Origin of the sequence: Pseudomonas sp. M30-35, from assembly GCF_002163625.1 — a bacterium.
Taxonomy (GTDB): domain Bacteria; phylum Pseudomonadota; class Gammaproteobacteria; order Pseudomonadales; family Pseudomonadaceae; genus Aquipseudomonas.
In genome coordinates, this window is record NZ_CP020892.1 from 1,259,047 (window position 1) to 1,277,795 (window position 18,749).

Below are 18,749 nucleotides of genomic sequence, written 5' to 3' on the forward strand. Positions count from 1 at the left end.
CGTCACAGAACCTATCTGACATCAAGCTTATGACAGCTCGCGCAGATCGATTGTGTTTTGAAATATTTATTAAGCAATCTCTGAAAACATAACGCAGCAAATGTTCAGGGTTCACTAAAAAGAACCCGCGCTAGCGGCGGGTTAAACGTGGTTCTTGTGGGCATAAAAAGAGGTTTATGTTTTTTGCCAAACTTTGAATAAAGGCTCAGCCAAGAACATCACCATGAACAGGCGCAGCACTTGCAGCGCGGTCACCAATGCCACAGACAGTTGTAAGGCCTCAGCGGTGAGGCAGAGTTCAGTGATACCGCCCGGCATCATGCCAAGCATCAGCGAGGTTGAGTCTTGCTCGGCCATCAAACCCAAGCCTTTGGCCAGTAATGCGGCGGTCAGCATTGCCAGCAAAGTAAACAGCAAGATGCGCATTAAAAAGCCCGGTGCACTGCGAAAGAATGCGCGATCGAAGTGGCAGCCCAATGTGCAGCCAATCAGCCATTGGCCAACTTGACCCAAACCTGGCGGTAGTCCGATATGCAGGTCAAAGGTACAAGCGGCAATCGCGCAGGCTGTAAGCGGGCCAAGCATCCAAGGGTTGGGTTGCTTGAGTTTGCCCCAGATAACCGCCAGCAGCGCTCCGGCAGGCAGTAATATCGCCAGCCACATCCAGTCAACAGGGAGCGGAGCAGGGCGCTCCATGGGTGGCAGGCTCCAGGTGAATACCGCAGGAACGATCAACACCACCAGTAATAAACGCATGCTGTGGGCGGCCGCAACGCGAGCTGTGTGGGCATTGTGGCGTTGGGCGAAATTAACCATCTCGCTCGCACCACCCGGCATGCTTGAGAAAAACGCAGTGGCGCGATCAACGCCGGACCGGCGCAATACTGCAATGCCGATCACGCTGAGGAGTAAGGTGCAAAACGCACCGGCGAGGATCACCCCGAAGTGGCTGTGCAATTGGCCCATGACTTCACTGGTGAAGTGCAGGCCAATGGCACTGGAGACTATCCATTGCCCGGCTTTGCGCCCCGAGGGGACTTCTGTCACCAGCCAGCCACTGCAGCGGGCGATGATGACCGCAAGCAGTGAGCCGATGATCCAAGGCAAAGGCCAGCCGATGAGGCTGGCCAAATAGCCACCGATCGCACCGATCAGTGGCGTCGCCCACCAGCTAGGCAGGCGTGCCAGGAAGGGCAGGTTAGGCATGTGCCATACGCACTTTACGCGCTCGCCACCAACGGAAACCTGGTAGCGAAAGCATCAATACCACCAGCGCCCAGAGGATTAGCGTGATCGGGCTGGACCAGAGAATGTTCAGGTCACCCGCAGAGATCGACAAGGCGCGGCGCAGATTATCTTCCATTAGCTCGCCCAGGACGAAGCCGAGAATGACTGCCGAGAGCGGGAAGTCGAGCTTGCGCAAGATGTAACCGAATACCCCCAGCAAAATCATCAGCACCAAGTCGAATGTGGTGCTGTGCACCGCATACACGCCGACCATACTGATCACGGTGATCGCAGGCACCAGTACCCAATTCGGCACGCTAAGCATGCGTGAGAACAGGCCAACCAGCGGGATGTTCATTACCAGCAGAATTACGTTACCGATGAACAACGAGGCGATCAGACCCCAGACGACATCTGGCTGCTGTTCGAACAACAATGGACCCGGGGTGATGTTGTACAAGGTCAGAGCGCCGATCATTACAGCAGTGGTGCCAGAACCGGGAACACCCAGCGTCAGCATCGGAATCAGCGAGCCGCAAGCCGAGGCGTTGTTGGCCGCTTCTGGCGCTGCCAAGCCACGTAGGTCACCTTCACCGAATTTGCCGCTGTCACCCGCCATGCGCTTTTCAGTCATGTAGGTCATGGCGCTGGCAATGGTTGCACCGGCGCCAGGCAAGGTGCCGATGACAAAGCCTGCAACGGCGCTACGAACCATGGTCCAGAAGGTGAAGCAGAACTCTTTGAAGTTGAACAGCAGGCGGCCGCTGGCTTTAACTGCTTTTTGACCGTTGTGGGTTTTTTCCAGCATCAGCAGTACTTCGCTGACACTGAAGAAGCCGATCACCACGATGACGAACTGAATACCGTCCGACAGGCTGACACTGCCGAAGGTAAAGCGGTAGACACCCGTGGTTGAGTCTACTCCGACGGTGGCAAGCGCCAGACCAATCAGCGCAGCCATCAGGGTTTTTACCGGTTTATCACCGACCATGCCGCCAAGGCAGGCAATCGCGAAAATCATCAGCACAAAGTACTCGGCAGGCCCAAATGCAACGGCCCATTTCGCCAGTATCGGAGCAAACAACACCACGCCACAGGTGGCGATGATGCTACCGATGAACGAGCTGACCGCTGATAAAGACAAAGCAATGCCTGCTTTGCCTTGGCGCGCCAATGGATAGCCGTCGAGGGTGGTCATTACCGCAGCAGCATCGCCCGGTACGTTGAGCAGAATTGCCGAGATACGGCCACCATACTCACAGCCGAGATACACCGCAGCCAGCAGAATCAGAGCCGTCTCCGGGGGAAGACCCAGAGCGAATGCCAAAGGTAGCAGCAGTGCAACACCGTTGATTGGACCGAGGCCCGGCAGCAAGCCAACAATGGTGCCGACGAATGCACCGAACAGCGCGACCAGTAGGTTCGCTGGGCGGGTGGCGACGTCGAAGCCTTGCATTAAATAAGTTAGCGTTTCCATCTCATCACTCCACGTAGGCTTCTAGCACGCCGAGCGGCAGAGGCACATCCAGCAAATAATCAAACAACAAGAACAACAAAACGCCCATCAACACTGCGCTGATCAGGCACGGCACGGGTCGACCGGTGAACAGCAGGCCGAGAACGAATACCGCAAGCGTGGTACTTAAAACAAAACCCAGAGGCTCAAACGTCAGGGCATAGGCCAGCAGTACGAGCACACAGATGGCCGACCGTTTCACGGTTGGCATGTGCAGCTGTTGTTCCATCAGACCCGGCTTGATGACCAGCCACAACGAGCCAGCGCCCATTAGCCCCAGCAACAGCAGCGGGTAAGCACGTGGACCTACTGGGTCGTAGGCGAAGGGCGCCTGGAAACCCCAGGCGATGAAGGCGAGCCAGATGCACAGCAGCAACCAGATCACAGAGAACAAGCGGACATACATGGCGGAAGTCTCGTAAAAAAACGACGCTGACAGGCGTCTAGTACGTGAGCGCTAGCTTCGCGCTTGCGCCCACGTCATTCAGGCTTAGTGAACCCGGCTGTACTGATCCTAGCTTTACTGGACTAGGCCGAACTCACCGGCGAGTTTCTTGTAGTCTTCAACTTGCTTGAAGACGAATGCTTTCAACTCATCACCGGTCAGCGACAGAGGCAGCAGGTCACGTTGTTCACGTAGCTTGGCGAAGTCTTCGCTGGCGAGCATGGTGTCGAATTGCTGTTTCCACCAGTTGTACTGCTCGTCGCTGACTTCTGGGCCAACGTAGAAGCCACGAATGACTGGCCAGCTGATGTCGTAGCCTTGTTCTTTAGCTGTTGGGATGTCTGCCAGTCTGCCCGGCAAACGTTCATCAGACAGAACCGCGAGAATGCGGATTTTCTTCGCCTCGATCTGTGGCGTAACTTCACCCAAGCCGCTGCTCGTCACCTGAACGTGGCCGCCGAGCATAGCTGTTACGGTTTCACCGCCGCCTTCAAACGCTACGTAACGCAGGTTTTTCGGGTCGATACCGGCGGCGCGAGCGATCAATGCAGTTTGCATCCAGTCTTGGCCACCGATAGTTGCGCCAGCGCCAAAGACCACGCTTGATGGGTCTTTTTTCAGGGCGTTGATCAAGTCATCAAGATTCTGATAAGGCGAATCTGCGCGCACGGTAATGGCGCCGTAGTCAGTGCCAACTGCCGCAAGCCAACGTACAGCTGACTCGTCATAACGACCGAACTTGCCTTGCGCCAAGTTCAGCAGCGAGCCGCTGGAGAACGCCACGATTGTGCCCGGGTCATCAGCACGCTGGGCGACAACAGCGTTATAGGCAACGGCGCCAACACCACCTGGCATGTAGGTGACGCGCATTGGTTTTTTCAGCAGACCGCCATCTTTCAGACCGCTTTGCGCCAGTTTACAGGTCAGGTCGAAACCTCCGCCTGGCTTGGCTGGAGCAATACATTCAGGGCGCTTTGGGTCCGCTGCAAGCAGTTGACCGGCAAAAGCCAGGCAGGCTGTCGCGAGAGCGATTCGGGTAAAGGCAGTTTTCATTGACTGTTCCTCTTGAGTTTTTATTGTGCTTACCAGACGGCTAATGAATAGCCGATCACGATACGGTTTTCATCGGCGTTGCGAGCAAAGTCCGAACGGAAGGAGGCGTTACGCAGGCGTACATACAGGTCTTTCATTGGTCCGCTCTGGACCACGTACTTGAGTTCAATGTCACGTTCCCACTCATCCCCAGTTTCGTTGCTGCCAGCGATTTGAGCATCGCTACCGCTGATGTAGCGAGTGAGGAAACTCAGGCCAGGTACACCCATTGCGCTGAAGTCGTAGTCGTAGCGCGCTTGCCACGAACGTTCATCCGCATTGGCGAAGTCGTTTATTTGCACAAAGTTGACCAGGAAGGGATCAGTGCCGTCGACGTAGGCGAAGCCGGTGTCACCGCTCATGTCTTGATACGCCAAGCTTAGCTTATGGCCGTTGAGGCCATAGCTGACCATGCCGTTGAGTGCGCGGTTATCAACTTTGCCCGCGTTGGCTGCACCGTGGTCATCGCTGAGTGAAAGACGCAGGTCGGCAGTAAAGGTGCCAGGGCCAACTGGTTGCGAAGCCTTCAGGCCAAAGAAGTGTTGGCGATAAATATCATCAAGTTCGGCGAAGTGATAACGGCCGGTAATGCGGTCGGTAAACTTGTAGTCGGCGCCAGCCAGGGTCAAATGATCAGCCGTCGCAGCGCTGGCGAAACGGCGGTTCTTGTTATTTAACGCAAGGTCTTGGTTGTTGCTGGAGTCACGATCTTTTGCTTCATCAATACGCCCGCCAGTGAAGGTCAGGTTGTTGATGTCTTTGGAGGTGACTAAGCCCCCCTCAAAGGTTTGCGGCAAAATGCGGCTGTTGTTGCTTTTCAGCGTTGGCAGTGCTGGCATCAATGTGCCGATTTTCAATTCGGTCGCGGAAACCTTAACTTTGCCGGTCAGGCCGAGGTGGGAATAATCATCAGCGGCGCGGCCATCGTCATGGGTCGGTAACAGGCCGGTGCCGGTGCGGTCCGGGCTGGAATCAAGTTTTAGACCGAGCATCCCCAATGCATCAACACCGAAGCCGACAGTGCCTTCGGTGTAACCTGACTGGATATCGAAGATAAAGCCCTGAGCCCATTCTTCGCGTTTGTTTTGTCCAGTGCCTTCGCGGAAGTCGCGATTCAGATAAATATTGTTGGCGGTCAGGGTGCCGGAGCTGTCTGTAAAGAACTCGGCATGAGCAGTTGGAGCAAGCAAGGTGGTACTTACAGCTACGCTAAGCAGACTAACAGGCGTAAAAGTCTTATTGGATGCTGAAGGCATCGTGTGGTCTCCGATGTTGTTGTTTTTGTAGCGGATGCACGCCACTGTGCTAACCGCTCGGGTAAGTGGGTCGAGCCACTTGAGATCGATGCTATGGGGTCAAGCTTTCAGCAACCTTTCATTGCTGAAAGTTTTTGCCATGGCCATTGCAGGCGAAAGCGTGCTTCAAAGTTGCTTCAGCACGGGTAAACTGCCGCGCTGCTTGTAACCGCGTACTTTGATCTTGGAGACAATGGTGCGAATTCTGTTGGTTGAAGACCATCCGCAGCTTGCGGCAAGTGTGGCGCAGGCCCTCAAGAGTGCGGGCTGGACTGTCGATGTGCTGCATGACGGAGTGGCCGCTGATCTGGCTCTGAGCAGCGAGCAATATGCATTGGCTATTCTTGATATCGGCTTGCCGCGCATGGACGGTTTTGAGGTGCTTGCCCGTTTGCGTGATCGTGGTAATACCTTGCCGGTGTTGATGCTCACTGCACGCGGCGAAGTCAAAGATCGGGTTCACGGCTTGAACTTGGGCGCTGATGACTATTTGGCCAAGCCTTTTGAACTCAGCGAGTTGGAAGCCCGGGTCAAGGCATTGTTACGCCGCACCGTGCTCGGCGGCGAGCAAGTGCAGAGATGTGGTGATTTAGCCTACGATCTGGCGACACGACGTTTTAATCTGCAAGATGAATTGCTCACTCTGACCTCCCGTGAGCAGGCTGTATTGGAGGCGCTGATTGCCCGGCCAGGACGAGTCATGAGCAAAGAACAATTGGCCGCGCAAGTATTTGGTCTGGACGAAGATGCGAGTGCCGATGCGATTGAAATTTATATCCACCGGTTGCGCAAAAAACTCGAAGGCAGCTCGGTAAAAATCGTCACCTTCAGGGGCTTGGGTTATCTGCTGGAGGCTGTCAGTGGCTGAAGTGGGTAGCTTGCGCGGGCGCTTACTTTGGCGCTTGGCAATTTTGCTTGCGATCATCTTGCTGGTCAGCAGTGTCAGTGCTTATCTAAGCGCTCGGCGTGCTGCAGACACCGCCTATGATCGTACATTGCTGGCGTCCGCACGGGCGATAGCCGATGGCTTGTATACAGAAGAAGGTAGGCTCAGAGCTAACGTTCCATACGTAGCGCTGGATACCTTCGCCTATGACAGCGCCGGACGCATTTATTACCAGGTCATCGGCTTAAACGGCGCCTTGGTCTCCGGCTATGATGATTTGCCTGCTGCGCCTCCAGGCACCAAACGTACCGATGATTACCCGGCCTTGGCGCATTTTTATGATGGCCAGTACCGTGGTCAGGGCGTGCGGGTAGTCAGCCTTTGGCAGCCGGTCAGTGAGCCGCAGTTAAATGGCTTGGCTGAGATTCGGGTGGCGGAAACCCAAGGTGCGCGTGAGCGCCTTGCTCGCGAGCTGCTATACGGCACTTTGTGGCGCATGGGCTTACTTTCGGTCAGCGCCCTTGGCTTGGTCTGGCTGGCAGTCAGTGCCACATTACGCCCGCTAAATAGCTTGCGTCGCACTGTTGCTGAGCGAGCCCGTGAGGACTTACGACCGCTGCCTGATGCCGACATGCCGCGTGAGTTACGCCCATTGGTGCGTGCACTGAACCAGTTCAATGAGCGACTGCATCAACTGTTTGAACGTCAGTCACAGTTTATTGCCGACGCCGCGCATGAGTTGCGCACCCCGCTTGCAGCGATCAAGGCAAGGGTCGAGCTGGGCTTACGCTCGGAAAAACCTGAAGTGTGGAAAAGCACTTTGCAAGACGCGGCACAAAATACTGATCGTCTGACGCATCTGGCCAACCAGTTGTTATCCATGGCTCGGATAGAGAGCGGTGCGCGGGCGATTGCCGAAGGCGGTGCAGAGCTGCTTGATCTTAGTCAGCTAGCGCGCGAGTTGGGTTTGGCATTGGCGCCATTAGCGCATGCTCGAGGGGTTTCCCTGGCGTTGGAGGCCGATAAACCGATTTGGTTAAATGGTGAGCCAACGCTACTCAACGAATTGCTTTCCAACCTTGTGGATAACGCCATTGCCCATACCCCAGCGGGCGGCAATGTGGTCATTCGCGTCGTTGAGCCGTGCATTCTTGAGGTTGAAGACGACGGTCCGGGTATTCCACAAGCTGACCACGAAAAAGTCTTCGAACGCTTTTACCGGCGCAATGTGCAGGGCTCGGGAGCAGGTTTGGGTTTAGCGATTGTTGGTGAGATATGTCGTGCGCATCAGGCACAGATCAGCCTTCATCAGTCACCGAGTAACGGCTTGCGCGTGCGGGTGTCATTTAATGCACCTGATGGCGCTTGAGCCCGCTACGAGCCAAGACTTCCTTGGGCACGCCAAGAAAGTCTTGGCGCGGTTTCACTGCAGCATTTTCATGGCAGCTTCCATGTCCGCTGCCAGGTCCTGATCTTCTTGAACATCAACATTTGGGTCCAGGCCCAGTTTGGCGAACGCTGGAATCTCGCTCCAATCAAGCTGGGTGTACGGATGATCGGTGCCCAAGTAGCTTTGCAAGGTGGCGACTTGAACGATGTCGACATAATCGACTTTGGCGCTGTTGCGGCTGAAGTCCAAGTGTTGGCTTGGCACCATGCTGATCAGCTCTGGGAAGTCCCATGCGCGCAGAATGCGGTCACCAATGATCGGGTGGATGTTGTCGATAACATGACTCAGGCTGATGGCGTCAGCGAGTAACTCACTGTTTTCTTCCGCGTAAGTCAGAATCGGCAGCACGCCGATCTGATGGACCAATCCGGCAAGGGTGGCCTGGTCAGGCATCAGGCGAGTGTAATGGCGACAAAGCACGTGGCATATGCCTGCTATTTCGGTGCTTTTGGTCCACACCTCACGCATTTTTCGATCGACCACGTCGGTTGTCGCTTGGAACATTTGCTCCATGGCCAAGCCGATTGCCAGGTTACAGGTGTAGTTGATGCCCAAGCGGCTGATAGCCATCTGCAAGTCGGTGATTTCACGACTCGAGCGCAAAAGCGGGCTGTTAACCACTTTAATAATGCGAGCCGTGAGCGCAGCGTCATTGCCGATCACTTTGCTGATTTGTGGCACGCCGATGTCTGGGTCTTCGGCTGCATCACGCACTTTTAGTGCAACTTCAGGCAGTGTCGGTAAGACCAGACGGTCGTTATCAATGGCCTCAATCAGTTCCTGCTGGACCTTCTCGGCAAGTTTGCTCATCGTTGTTCTCGTATAGGTTGGGCAACTTGAAGTTTACGCAGCGGCTCAGTTTTTCGCGTGTGGTATTTCGCTTTTATGAGGATTGCCGCTTACAGATTCCCTAAATTCAACGCTGGATATCGCGGTCCGAATCCAGGGTGTATGGCAGGTCGAGCAAGTGCAACGGCGAGCCGTCTGCGGCGCCCAGGGTTAAATCGGCGCTTTGGGCTGCGTCGTTTTGCAGCACGGCGAGTAACTCAATACCTTCCTCACTCTGAGCGGCTGCAACGACTTCACCGACCGAGGAGTTGTGCATACTGGAAAATAGTTCTGTTGCCGGAGCAGGCAACACTTGGCTATTAATCGCCAGGCGGTACAAGCGCCGCTTGAGTTTGCCGAGGTACTGCATGCGTGCGACGATTTCCTGGCCTGTGTAGCAACCCTTTTTGAAGCTGACGCCGCCCAAGGCTTGCAGATTGAGCATCTGCGGAATGAACAACTCGCGTGTGCTGCCTTGCACATGGCCAATGCCCTGGCGAATTTGCTTTAGTTGCCATTGGTTGAGGTCCGCCAGCGGCGCATGTTCACTCAAACGGTCGTGCAGGGCTTGTGCTTGCTCGGCTGGCGCCCATAGCTCAGCGCAGTTTTCACCGACGCGCACGGCAATCAATTGATCATTGCGGGCAACGCTATCATTGCTCTGCGCGAGATCAATACCCAGGTCAAGCAAGGTTTGATCGCAGTTGTAGAGGCCAAAGCGCACCCACTGGCTGGTTTCGTCAGTCAGTTTTGACTTGGAAAACACTGCATATTTCTGCAAGTCAGCGAGTTGTGGTCCTACCAACTCAGCAGCCATTGCCAGTAAGTAACCGTCATCGACGCTGATAACCCGGAAGCTGGAGAGCATCCGGCCTTTGGGGGTGCAGCGTGCGCCAAGGCTGGAGTGGTTGGCGTTTAAGTAGTTGAGGTTGCAGGTCAGTTGGCCTTGCAGGAATTTGTTAGCGTCCGCGCCGCGTACGGTGAGAATGCCTTCGTGACTGAGTATGCAATAGAACGCGTTATCAACCATGGCAATCATGTATCGCTGAAAAAAGTTAGGGGCTTATCATAGAGCGCTACTAAGTGCTTGTCAGCGCCAGTGTGCGATTGCTTTTGTGCTCGCTAGGCGACAGGCAGGGTCAACAGCGTGAGCATTCACCGTTATACTGGCGGGCTATATCAATGCCTGGCTTGCTCAAGGATCTTTCCAATGGTCGACTCGACTGAACTCAATCGCCTTTTCTGGCATAGCCGTCGCGGTATGCTTGAGCTGGATGTGCTGCTGGTGCCGTTTGTTAAAGAAGCCTATTCAGACCTCAGCCCTGAAGATCAGGCTCGCTACGTCAAGCTGTTGGAATGCGAGGATCAGGATATGTTCGGCTGGTTTATGCAGCGCTCCGAGCCTGAAGATGAAGATTTGAAGCGTATGGTTCGAATGATTCTGGATCGTGTCCAGCCAAAGTAGTCGCTTCGAGTTTCGCTGGCAGCCTTCAGTGCTGCTGCGAGTTTTCTATCTGAGTATCCAATTACTCGCATTGATCGCTTTGTGGGTAGTTGATCTTCCTTTATGGGCAAGTGCTGGCGCGACATTGCTCTGCGCGTTACATGGCGCCTGGGTTTTGCCGCGATATGTGGTGTTGACTGCGCCTGAGGCGCTGACGGCGTTGCGGCGGGTGGAGGATGACTGGCAGCTGTGGAGCGATGCGCAGGGTTGGCAATCTATTCAGCTGTTGCCAGATAGCCTGGCGTTACCCTGGTTGATCGTCTTGCGGTTTTGCTGGGCGAATGCGTCGCCGGGCAACGTGGCTCGAACCAGGATGGCACGCGCCCGAGCGGCGCATACCATCTGTATCCCTCGCGATGCTATGGCGGGTGCTGAGCACCGACGTTTTCGCGTGCGGCTTAAATTCAGCCAGCGTAGATGGGCGGCTGCAGAATAGTGTCTTCGGCGTGCGCAAGCATGTTTGGATAGTCCAAGGTGTAATGCAGGCCGCGTGATTCCTTGCGCTGCATGGCCGAACGGATCATCAGTTCGGCCACTTGTGCCAGATTGCGCAACTCAATCAGATCGCGGCTGACTTTATAGTTGCTGTAGAACTCATCGATCTCATCCAGCAGTAGGCGTACGCGGTGTTCGGCTCGTTGCAGGCGCTTATTGGTGCGCACAATGCCGACGTAGTCCCACATGAAGCGCCGCAACTCGTCCCAGTTATGCGCAATGATCACATCCTCGTCAGAGTCGGTCACCTGGCTGGCATCCCAGTCGGGCAGGTTCTGTGGCGTGGCTATGTCGTCGAGCTGGCGAGCAATGTCATCCGCTGCCGCGCGGGCATAAACGAAACACTCGAGCAGCGAGTTGCTCGCCATGCGGTTGGCGCCGTGCAAGCCGGTAAAGCTGGTTTCACCAATTGCATATAGACCGGGAACATCGGTATGTCCCGATTGATCGACAACCACGCCGCCACAGGTGTAATGCGCTGCAGGTACCACCGGGATGGGTTGCTTGGTGATGTCAATGCCGAAGTCCAGGCAGCGCTCATAAACGGTTGGGAAGTGGGACTTAACGAATTCAGCCGGTTTGTGGCTGATATCCAGGTAGACGCAGTCGACCCCCAAGCGCTTCATTTCATGGTCTATGGCGCGAGCTACGATATCGCGCGGTGCCAGTTCGGCGCGCTCATCAAAGCGCTGCATGAAGCGTGAGCCGTTGGGCAACTTGAGGTGGGCGCCTTCGCCACGCAGGGCTTCAGTGATCAAAAAACTTTTCGCCTGAGGATGATACAAGCACGTCGGGTGGAACTGGTTGAACTCCAGGTTGCCAACTCGGCAGCCCGCACGCCAAGCCATGGCAATACCGTCACCACAGGCGCCGTCTGGGTTACTGGTGTACAGGTAGACTTTGGCCGCACCGCCGGTGGCGAGAATAACGAAGCGTGCGCTGTAGGTGTCAACGTGCCCGGTCTCGCGGTTTAGTACGTAAGCTCCGAGACAGCGGTCGCCATTTAGGCCCAGCTTGCGCTCGGTGATCAGGTCAACCGCGACGCGCTGCTCAAGCAGTTCAATGTTGTCGCGGTGCTGAGCTTGCTCGAACAGCGTTTTGAATATTGCTGCGCCTGTTGCATCGGCTGCGTGAATAATCCGCCTGTGGCTATGGCCGCCTTCGCGGGTCAGGTGAAACTCGAAGCCGCCGTCTTCGCGCGCTGTTTCATCGTCACGGGTGAACGGCACACCTTGATCAATCAGCCATTGGATCGCTTCGCGGCTATGCTCGACAGTAAATCGCACGGCATCCTCACGACACAAGCCACCGCCCGCATTGAGGGTGTCTTCAACGTGCGACTCAACGGTATCTAGGTCGTCAAGCACTGCTGCGACGCCACCTTGCGCCCAAAAAGTCGAGCCATTGGCTAACGAACCTTTGCTAAGTACCGCAACTTTCAGGTGCTCAGGTAGGGTCAAGGCGAGGGTAAGGCCAGCAGCACCGCTGCCAATAACCAGGACGTCGTGTTGAAAATGGTGGCTCATGAGCAGATTCCACGTGAATGCCCCACTAGTATATAGAGGGGGCGCGCGTCACAATAGTCGGCTTGATGCGGTGTGAGCGCTAAGGGAACTTTTTACAGGTTTTTGGGTTCTATTAGCCGTCACCCAGAGAGGGACATTGTTTATTTATCGTGGCGGATCGGTTCTAGATCGCTGATTTTGACGGTAATCTAAACGTTCTAAGATTATTTGCGCAGGTCAACGGTGCTGCATTGACCTGCGCGGCTTCATGCAGAACAGAAAAAAATCTGCAAGAAGCTTGGTTGGAGGGGAGAACTTTTGCGCAACGCCCGAGTCTATTTTGACATGCCGATTAATTGGTTGGCGGTGCACTCCTCACAATTCATTAAGGAGTGTTCATGCTAAGCCAGGAAGAGGATCAGCAGCTTGTCGAGCGAGTTCAGCGCGGTGATAAGCGAGCATTTGATCTATTGGTGTTGAAGTATCAGCACAAGATTCTAGGGCTTATCGTGCGTTTCGTGCACGACACCCATGAGGCGCAAGATGTCGCTCAAGAAGCTTTTGTTAAAGCTTATCGAGCTTTGGGAAACTTTCGCGGTGACAGCGCTTTCTATACTTGGCTGTACCGCATCGCCATTAACACGGCAAAGAACTATCTGGTGTCACGAGGTCGTCGTCCTCCAGATAGTGATGTGAGCGCTGAAGACGCTGAGTTCTATGATGGTGATCACGCCCTCAAAGATATCGAGTCTCCAGAGCGAGCATTGCTGAGGGATGAAATTGAAGCCACCGTGCATCGTTGCATCCAGCAATTACCAGAAGATTTGCGTACGGCTCTAACATTACGTGAATTTGATGGTCTCAGTTATGAAGACATTGCGAGTGTCATGCAGTGTCCAGTCGGTACAGTGCGTTCCCGGATTTTCCGGGCGCGAGAAGCAATTGATAAGTCACTGCAGCCTTTGTTGCAGGAAACCTAAGACAGCGGCGACAGCCAAGAGAGGATCATTATGAGTCGTGAAGCCCTGCAGGAATCGCTGTCCGCGGTGATGGATAACGAAGCGGACGAAATGGAGCTACGGCGTGTACTCGGTGCCAGCAATGACGCTGAACTCCGCGCCAAATGGTCGCGTTACCATATGGCTCGCGCAGTGATGCATAAAGAGGCGTTTGAGCCGCGCTTGGACATCGCCGGTGCCGTCTCTGCTGCGATTGCTGACGAAGCAATGCCAAAGGCTTCGGGGTCTATTGTCCGCGGTCCATGGCGCGCAGTGGGCCGGCTGGCCGTTGCAGCTTCGGTGACTGTTGCTGTCCTGGCCGGTGTACGTATGTACAACCAAGACGACATGACCGGTGCCGAGTTGGCACAGCAAGCGGCTAATCAGCCAGCGCTTAATCATGTTCAAGTACAGGGTCCAGCAATGTTGGCAGGCTTTACCACCGACGAGCAAGGCAGATCCATGATACCGTCGAGTAAAGCTGAGCCAACATGGCATGAACAGCGCTTGCCAGCCTATGTGCGTCAGCATGCACAACAGCTTGGAAGCAATGTGACTGAAGGTGCATTGCCGTATGCACGCGCAGCTAGTCTGGAAGAAAGCCGTTAAAGCCATTAAGGAAACACATGCGCTTTATACCCCTGGCCGCCATGCTGCTAAGCGCCTGCTTGGCGTTACCTGCTGTTGCTGCTTCTGATGCGCAAGATTGGTTGCGCCGCTTAACAGAAGCCAGTCAGCATCAAAGCTACCAAGGCACGTTTGTTTATGAGCGTAATGGTAGCTTTTCAACACATAGCATTTGGCATCAGGTCGGTAAGGACAGCGTTGTACGTGATCGTTTGCTTCGCCTTGACGGGGCAGCATATGAGGCCTTTCGCGTTAATGGCCGCACTGAATGTGTGGATGGCACCTTGGCCGATCAAGCCACCGATGCTCAGGGATGGCCAGCGCGTGATCTTGACGCAGCCGAGCTAGCCAAGTGGTATGACATACGTGTCATGGGTGAGTCTCGCATTGCTGGGCGCAGCGCAATCGTTTTAGGTCTGCTGCCGCGCGACCAGCACCGCTACGGTGTTGAGTTGTACCTTGACCGTGAGACCGGAGTGCCGCTTAAGTCGTTACTGCTTAACGACAAAGGGCAGATGTTAGAGCGATTCCAGTTTACTCAGTTTGTGGCTAATCAAGCCGCGGCAGATGCCGATGCATTGCAGCCGAGTGCTGATTGCAAGCCGGTAACAGCTGTTGAATCATCACCATTGGATGCCAAAGCGTGGCGTTCAGACTGGTTGCCCCCTGGTTTTGTCTTGAGTTCAACCAGTCAGCGGGTAAGCCCGATCACTCACGAGCCTGTTGGCTCTTTATTGTATGACGATGGTCTGGCCCGTTTTTCAGTCTTCTTAGAGCCGCTAGATGGCGCAACCGCAGAGGATGCGCGTACTCAGCTCGGTCCAACAGTCGCTGTGTCGCGGCGTTTGGCAACCGCTTCGGGTGACGTGATGGTTACAGTCGTGGGGGAGATTCCGCTTGGCACCGCTGAGCGAGTGGCGTTATCAGTTCGCCAGGGTGAGGCTCAACCTCAGCCATGATCGAAGAGCAGGGGCGGGTCGTTGCAGTGGAATCTGGCGCAGTCTGGGTCGAGACACTTCGCAAAAGTACCTGTTCAACCTGCTCGGCAAATGCTGGCTGTGGCCAAGGTCTGCTCGATAAATTAGGCGTCGATAGTCGTCGTGGCTACGTTCGGGCGCTATCAAATCTGGATTTAAGTGTTGGCGACCAAGTAGTGATTGGTGTGCGCGAGGATTTGCTTGTGCGCGGTTCACTACTGGTCTACCTGATGCCCTTGGTTGGGCTGTTTTCGGCGGCTGTTCTTGCTGATCAGCTGTCTCTGAGTGAACCGTTGGTGATTCTGTCTGGTTTCGCGGGGTTGGTTGCATCCTGGCTCGGGGTGCGCTGGCGGAGTTCCCGCGTGGCAGAAGATCCAGAACTTCAGCCGGTAGTAATGCGCGCCGTATTGGCAGATGCTACGACTGTTTAATGAGTCAAACCTCTATTCCGGATGGGGAGCTGTACGTTAATGCCTAGCCTGAAAATATGCTGTTCTGCTGTACTCTCATTGTTGCTGATGGGGCAGGTACTTTCCGCTCACGCGGAGCTGCCTGACTTCACTGAGCTGGTTGAGAAATCCTCGCCCGCGGTTGTAAACATTAGTACGCGGCAAAAAATTCCAGATGCGGTCGCTAATTCCGGTGGGATGTCGGCACCAGACCTTGAAGGTCTGCCGCCGATGTTTCGTGAGTTCTTCGAGCGCAGTATTCCTCAGCAACCACGACCGCCAAGCCATGGTCGTCAGCGTGAAGCGCAATCACTGGGTTCTGGTTTCATCATCTCCTCCGATGGCTACATCATGACTAATAATCATGTGGTCGCCGATGCCGACGAAATTATCGTCCGTCTGTCTGATCGTAGCGAGCTTGAGGCCAAGGTGATTGGCGCAGACCCGCGTAGTGATGTGGCCTTGCTCAAGGTCGACGCTAAAGACCTGCCGACAGTGAAATTGGGTAAGTCGGAAGACCTTAAGGTCGGCGAGTGGGTGTTGGCGATTGGTTCTCCGTTTGGTTTCGACCATTCGGTGACCGCCGGTATCGTCAGCGCTAAAGGTCGCAGTCTGCCGAATGAAAGCTATGTACCGTTCATTCAGACCGATGTTGCGATCAATCCAGGTAACTCTGGTGGTCCGCTGTTTAACCTGAAGGGCGAAGTTGTCGGTATTAACTCGCAGATATTCACCCGCTCCGGTGGTTTCATGGGGCTGTCGTTTGCGATCCCGATGAGCGTTGCCATGGATGTGGCTGATCAACTCAAGTCTGACGGGAAAGTCAGTCGTGGCTGGCTGGGCGTAGTCATCCAGGAAGTGAATAAGGATTTGGCTGAGTCGTTTGGTTTGGATAAGCCAGCAGGCGCTTTGGTTGCTCAGGTGCTCGAGGGTGGCCCAGGGGCGAAGAGTGGTTTGCAGGTGGGTGATGTGATCCTGAGCCTCAATGACAAGCCAATCATCATGTCTGCTGACCTGCCGCACTTGGTCGGTGGCTTGAAGCCAGGCTCCAAGGCGGAAATGGATGTCGTTCGCGAAGGTGCGCACAAAACACTTGAGCTGACCATTGGCTCGCTGCCGGAGGATGGCAGTACTCTGGCTGGCACTGCGGCGCCAAGTGCCGAGCAAAGCAGTAACCGCCTGGGTATTAAGGTGGCTGGGCTGAGCGCCGATCAGAAGAAAGCGCTGGACCTTAAAGGTGGTGTGGTCATTAGCGAAGTCATGGATGGCCCGGCTGCGTTGATCGGTCTGCGTCAGGGTGATGTAATTACTCACCTGAATAACCAATCGATCGATTCGGTTGCGACCTTCGTCACCGTGGCCAAGGCATTGCCGAAAGATCGCTCGGTGTCGATGCGTGTACTGCGTAAGGGCCGTGCAAGCTTCATCACGTTCAAGCTGTCTGAGTAACAGTAGGTAGCGGAAAAGGGCGATTTTATCGCCCTTTTTTGTGTCTTGAGCTTATCCAGCCAAGCGCAGCCCATGCCCTGCAAGGCGTTTTCGGCCTTGTGCCAGTTAGGTCAGGGGCTGTGGGTGACGTGCTGGCGGTAAATCGGGTACACTTCGCGGCTATTTTCGGCGGGCAGTCGCCTGCGATCTTTTTGAGTGTTGTCTTGTGAGTGACCTAAGCCACATACGTAATTTCAGCATTATTGCCCATATTGACCACGGCAAGTCGACGCTTGCTGACCGCTTTATTCAAATGTGCGGTGGTCTGTCTGAGCGCGAAATGGAGGCCCAGGTGCTGGACTCCATGGACTTGGAGCGCGAGCGCGGCATTACTATTAAGGCGCATAGCGTGACCTTGTATTACAAGGCGCGTGACGGCAAAACCTATCAGTTGAACTTCATTGATACTCCCGGCCACGTTGACTTCACCTACGAAGTCAGCCGCTCGCTGGCTGCGTGCGAAGGCGCGTTGTTGGTGGTCGATGCGGGTCAGGGCGTTGAAGCACAGTCGGTAGCGAACTGCTACACCGCTATCGAGCAGGGCCTTGAGGTCATGCCCGTGCTGAACAAGATGGACTTGCCGCAGGCCGAGCCTGAGCGAGTCAAAGAAGAAATCGAACACATTATCGGCATCGACGCGACTGACGCGGTGGCCTGTAGCGCCAAGAGCGGCATGGGCGTCGATGAAGTGCTTGAGCGTCTGGTTGCGACCATTCCAGCACCAACGGGCGAAATTGATGCCCCGCTGCAAGCCTTGATCATCGACTCCTGGTTCGACAACTACCTAGGTGTTGTCTCCCTGGTGCGCGTACGTCACGGGCGCATCAAGAAGGGTGACAAGGTACTGGTTAAATCGACTGGCAAAATGCACCAGGTCGATAGCGTCGGCGTGTTTAACCCTAAGCACACGGCTACCGTTGATCTTAAAGCCGGTGAAGTAGGCTTTATTATCGCTGGCATCAAAGACATTCACGGCGCGCCGGTTGGTGACACCCTGACCCTGTCGAACACCCCTGATGTCGACATGCTGCCCGGTTTCAAACGCGTCAAACCCCAGGTTTACGCCGGTTTGTTCCCGGTCAGTTCAGACGACTTCGAGGACTTCCGTGAAGCCCTGCAGAAGCTCACGCTGAACGACGCTGCGCTGCAGTACGAACCAGAAAGCTCCGATGCTTTGGGCTTCGGCTTCCGTATTGGCTTCCTTGGCATGCTGCACATGGAAATCATCCAGGAGCGCCTTGAGCGTGAGTACGACCTGGACCTGATTACCACTGCGCCGACTGTAGTGTTTGAAGTGGTGCTGAAAACCGGCGAAACCATCTACGTCGATAACCCATCGAAGTTGCCGGATATCTCTGCTGTCGAGGAAATGCGCGAACCTATCGTGCGCGCCAATATTCTGGTGCCGCAGGAGCATTTGGGTAACGTCATTACCTTGTGTATCGAGAAGCGCGGCGTGCAGATCGATATGCAGTACCTGAGCAGTCAGGTGCAGGTTTCTTACGATCTGCCAATGAACGAAGTGGTGCTCGACTTCTTCGATCGTTTGAAGTCGGTAAGTCGTGGTTATGCGTCGCTGGACTACAGCTTCGACCGCTTCCAATCGGCTAATCTGGTCAAGCTGGATGTGCTGATCAACGGTGAAAAGGTTGATGCGCTGGCGTTGATCGTGCACCGCGACAAGGCGCACTACAAAGGTCGCCAGTTGACCGAGAAGATGAAAGAACTGATTCCGCGTCAGATGTTCGATGTGGCTATTCAGGCTGCAATTGGTGGGCAAATCATCGCGCGTACAAGCGTTAAAGCTTTGCGTAAAAACGTATTGGCCAAATGTTACGGTGGCGACGTAAGTCGTAAGCGTAAGCTGCTTGAAAAGCAGAAGGCCGGTAAGAAAAGAATGAAGCAAGTCGGCAATGTGGAAATTCCACAAGAAGCCTTCCTTGCTGTTCTCAAAGTGGATAGTTAAG

General features: G+C 54.9%; 18 protein-coding genes. 10 read left to right on the top strand and 8 right to left on the bottom strand.

Annotation, left to right across the window (positions count from 1 at the left end; translation table 11 throughout):
- Nucleotides 1–174: 174 nt before the first annotated feature.
- The 5 genes from B9K09_RS05880 to B9K09_RS05900 all read right to left on the bottom strand — a co-directional run bounded on the left by B9K09_RS05880 (nucleotide 175) and on the right by B9K09_RS05900 (nucleotide 5,536).
- Nucleotides 175–1,206 carry an AbrB family transcriptional regulator gene (locus B9K09_RS05880; RefSeq protein ID WP_177408641.1) on the bottom strand — a complete coding sequence of 344 codons (1,032 nt, stop codon included), beginning with the start codon at nucleotides 1,204–1,206 and terminating at the stop codon, nucleotides 175–177.
- Nucleotides 1,199–2,704 (bottom strand): tripartite tricarboxylate transporter permease, encoded by a 1,506-nt coding sequence (locus B9K09_RS05885; RefSeq protein WP_087515932.1) that lies wholly within the window; start codon nucleotides 2,702–2,704, stop codon nucleotides 1,199–1,201. The genes B9K09_RS05880 and B9K09_RS05885 overlap by 8 nt, the downstream gene beginning before the upstream one ends.
- A 4-nt stretch (nucleotides 2,705–2,708) precedes the next feature.
- Entirely contained in the window at nucleotides 2,709–3,149 is a 441-nt protein-coding gene (locus B9K09_RS05890) for a tripartite tricarboxylate transporter TctB family protein (protein ID WP_087515933.1), read from the bottom strand.
- A 114-nt stretch (nucleotides 3,150–3,263) separates the two neighbouring features.
- Nucleotides 3,264–4,241: a tripartite tricarboxylate transporter substrate binding protein gene (locus B9K09_RS05895; RefSeq protein ID WP_087515934.1), complete on the bottom strand. Its 978-nt coding sequence runs from the start codon at nucleotides 4,239–4,241 to the stop codon at nucleotides 3,264–3,266.
- A gap of 29 nt (nucleotides 4,242–4,270) precedes the next feature.
- Complete coding sequence (locus B9K09_RS05900) at nucleotides 4,271–5,536, bottom strand: OprD family porin (protein WP_087515935.1); 1,266 nt, start codon at nucleotides 5,534–5,536, stop codon at nucleotides 4,271–4,273.
- Between the two features lie 235 nt (nucleotides 5,537–5,771).
- On the opposite strand from B9K09_RS05900, the gene B9K09_RS05905 reads away from it, so the two are divergent.
- Nucleotides 5,772–6,443: a response regulator gene (locus tag B9K09_RS05905; RefSeq protein ID WP_087519004.1), complete on the top strand. Its 672-nt coding sequence runs from the start codon at nucleotides 5,772–5,774 to the stop codon at nucleotides 6,441–6,443.
- On the top strand, nucleotides 6,436–7,830 hold the full coding sequence (locus B9K09_RS05910; protein ID WP_087515936.1) for a sensor histidine kinase: 1,395 nt from the start codon (nucleotides 6,436–6,438) through the stop codon (nucleotides 7,828–7,830). Before B9K09_RS05905 ends, B9K09_RS05910 begins: the two co-directional genes overlap by 8 nt.
- A 54-nt stretch (nucleotides 7,831–7,884) precedes the next feature.
- Here the strand turns inward: B9K09_RS05910 and B9K09_RS05915 are convergent, their stop codons facing one another.
- A complete protein-coding gene (locus B9K09_RS05915; RefSeq protein WP_087515937.1) occupies nucleotides 7,885–8,721 on the bottom strand; it encodes an HDOD domain-containing protein in 837 nt (278 codons plus the stop codon).
- A gap of 106 nt (nucleotides 8,722–8,827) precedes the next feature.
- Complete coding sequence (locus B9K09_RS05920; RefSeq protein WP_087519005.1) at nucleotides 8,828–9,769, bottom strand: folate-binding protein YgfZ; 942 nt, start codon at nucleotides 9,767–9,769, stop codon at nucleotides 8,828–8,830.
- Nucleotides 9,770–9,949: 180 nt separating this feature from the next.
- Between B9K09_RS05920 and B9K09_RS05925 the strand changes: the two genes are divergently transcribed.
- A complete protein-coding gene (locus B9K09_RS05925; RefSeq protein ID WP_087515938.1) occupies nucleotides 9,950–10,204 on the top strand; it encodes a succinate dehydrogenase assembly factor 2 in 255 nt (84 codons plus the stop codon).
- Nucleotides 10,188–10,679 carry a protein YgfX gene (locus B9K09_RS05930; RefSeq protein ID WP_087515939.1) on the top strand — a complete coding sequence of 164 codons (492 nt, stop codon included), beginning with the start codon at nucleotides 10,188–10,190 and terminating at the stop codon, nucleotides 10,677–10,679. The genes B9K09_RS05925 and B9K09_RS05930 overlap by 17 nt, the downstream gene beginning before the upstream one ends.
- On the opposite strand, the gene nadB is transcribed toward B9K09_RS05930, so the two are convergent.
- Entirely contained in the window at nucleotides 10,648–12,264 is a 1,617-nt protein-coding gene (nadB, locus tag B9K09_RS05935) for an L-aspartate oxidase (RefSeq protein ID WP_087515940.1), read from the bottom strand. The two genes, B9K09_RS05930 and nadB, sit on opposite strands and share 32 nt — an antisense overlap.
- Before the next feature lie 377 nt (nucleotides 12,265–12,641).
- On the opposite strand from nadB, the gene rpoE reads away from it, so the two are divergent.
- The 6 genes from rpoE to lepA all read left to right on the top strand — a co-directional run bounded on the left by rpoE (nucleotide 12,642) and on the right by lepA (nucleotide 18,748).
- The gene (gene rpoE / locus B9K09_RS05940) at nucleotides 12,642–13,223 is read left to right on the top strand and encodes an RNA polymerase sigma factor RpoE (protein ID WP_010484408.1); all 582 of its coding nucleotides are present in this window, start codon (nucleotides 12,642–12,644) and stop codon (nucleotides 13,221–13,223) included.
- Nucleotides 13,224–13,253: 30 nt separating this feature from the next.
- Entirely contained in the window at nucleotides 13,254–13,850 is a 597-nt protein-coding gene (locus B9K09_RS05945) for a sigma-E factor negative regulatory protein (protein ID WP_087515941.1), read from the top strand.
- 17 nt (nucleotides 13,851–13,867) lie between these two features.
- Nucleotides 13,868–14,827, top strand: a complete 960-nt coding sequence (locus B9K09_RS05950; RefSeq protein ID WP_087515942.1) for a MucB/RseB C-terminal domain-containing protein — start codon at nucleotides 13,868–13,870, stop codon at nucleotides 14,825–14,827.
- Nucleotides 14,824–15,276 (top strand): SoxR reducing system RseC family protein, encoded by a 453-nt coding sequence (locus tag B9K09_RS05955; protein WP_087515943.1) that lies wholly within the window; start codon nucleotides 14,824–14,826, stop codon nucleotides 15,274–15,276. The genes B9K09_RS05950 and B9K09_RS05955 overlap by 4 nt, the downstream gene beginning before the upstream one ends.
- Nucleotides 15,277–15,315: 39 nt before the next feature.
- Nucleotides 15,316–16,743: a DegQ family serine endoprotease gene (locus B9K09_RS05960; protein WP_087515944.1), complete on the top strand. Its 1,428-nt coding sequence runs from the start codon at nucleotides 15,316–15,318 to the stop codon at nucleotides 16,741–16,743.
- Between the two features lie 205 nt (nucleotides 16,744–16,948).
- Complete coding sequence (gene lepA, locus B9K09_RS05965; protein ID WP_087515945.1) at nucleotides 16,949–18,748, top strand: translation elongation factor 4; 1,800 nt, start codon at nucleotides 16,949–16,951, stop codon at nucleotides 18,746–18,748.
- The last annotated feature ends 1 nt before the right edge of the window (nucleotide 18,749 follow it).